This is a genomic window from Mycobacterium interjectum (assembly GCF_900078675.2).
Lineage (GTDB): Bacteria > Actinomycetota > Actinomycetes > Mycobacteriales > Mycobacteriaceae > Mycobacterium > Mycobacterium interjectum.
Genome location: NZ_LT546237.1, coordinates 3,184,246 through 3,185,727 on the forward strand (window position 1 = coordinate 3,184,246; position 1,482 = coordinate 3,185,727).

A 1,482-nucleotide genomic window follows, 5' to 3' on the forward strand; every position below is an offset into this window, starting at 1 on the left:
GCGGCCGCTGGACGCCGGCGACGCGTTCGCGGTCCCGCAGTCCGCGCCGGCCCCCGAATCGCCGGCGGTGGGCGGCGGCTGGGTCGGCTACCTCTCCTACCCCGATCCCGGCGCCGACGGGCGGGGCAACCGGATCCCCGAGGCCGCGGGCGGCTGGACCGACTGCGTTTTGCGCCGCGACCGCGACGGGCAGTGGTGGTACGAAAGCCTGTCCGGTGCCCGCATGCCGGACTGGCTGACCGCCGCGCTGGCGGCCCGGCCCGGGCCGGCGCGCGATTGCCGGATCGACTGGGGCGCCGCCGACCGGGCGACGCACCGCGGCGGGGTCCTGTCCTGCCTGGACGCCATCCGCGCCGGCGAGGTGTATCAGGCCTGCGTGTGCACGCAATTCACCGGCTCGGTCACCGGCGCCCACCTGGACTTCTTCATCGACGGGGTCGCGCGGACGTCCCCGGCCCGGGCGGCCTACCTCGCGGGGCCCTGGGGGGCGGTGGCGTCGCTGTCTCCGGAGCTTTTTCTGCGGCGCCGCGGAACGGTCGTGGCGTCGAGCCCCATCAAGGGCACGCTGCCGCTGGACGCGTGGCCGTCGGCGCTGCGGGCGTCGGCCAAGGAGGTCGCCGAGAACATCATGATCGTGGACCTGGTCCGCAACGACCTCGGGCGGGTGGCGATCGTCGGCACAGTCACCGTGCCCGAGTTGCTGGTCGTGCGGCGCGCGCCCGGCGTGTGGCACCTGGTTTCCACGGTGTCGGCGCGGGTTCCCGCCGAGCTGCCGACGTCGGCGCTGCTGGACGCCGCCTTCCCCCCGGCCTCGGTCACCGGAACCCCGAAACACCGTGCGCGGCAGTTGATTTCGCAATGGGAGCGTAATCGTCGCGGAATTTACTGCGGCACAATTGGTCTCGCCTCACCGATCGCCGGTTGCGAGCTGAACGTCGCGATCCGCACCGTCGAGTTCGACGCCCGGGGCGGCGCCGTGCTGGGAGTCGGCGGCGGGATCACCGCCGACTCCCACCCCGACGCCGAATGGGAGGAGTGCCTGCACAAGGCCGCCCCGATCGTCGGGCTGCCGCCCGTCGCGGCCGCTGCATCGGTGGGCTAAAGAGGTCGGTTGAGTGAAACCTCAGCGCCGCGGCCATGAATTTCGGATAATGCCCCACGCCGCGAGCCCGGTCGTCCTAAGCTTCAGGGATTGACCCGCGCCGATCGCGAGTCGACAGCTTTAGGGGGCCGCATGAGAATCGCCGTCTTGGGCGCCGCGGCGTCCGCCCTGATGGGTGGGACGCTCGCGGTTACGCCTCTGACCTCGGTCAGCACGCCGCTGCCGGCCGCCGGGCCATGCACCAACGGCGGGGCCGGATGCCAGAAGGTGGCGTCGGTCCTGATGCCCGAGACGCCGAAGCCGTCGGGGCCGGGCGCCGAGGCCGCGGAGGCGGGTCCGCCCACGCCGTTCCAACAGGCGGCCAACGTGAGCCCGGGCGG

General features: G+C 73.2%; 1 protein-coding gene and 1 pseudogene. Both read left to right on the plus strand.

Annotated features, from left to right (window positions below):
• Nucleotides 1-1,102 (plus strand): aminodeoxychorismate synthase component I (locus tag BN4348_RS60130; RefSeq protein ID WP_066915385.1); only part of this gene is annotated, 1,102 nt, incomplete at its 5' end.
• A gap of 132 nt (nucleotides 1,103-1,234) precedes the next feature.
• Nucleotides 1,235-1,482: pseudogene (locus BN4348_RS60135) on the plus strand (hypothetical protein); the annotation flags it as partial.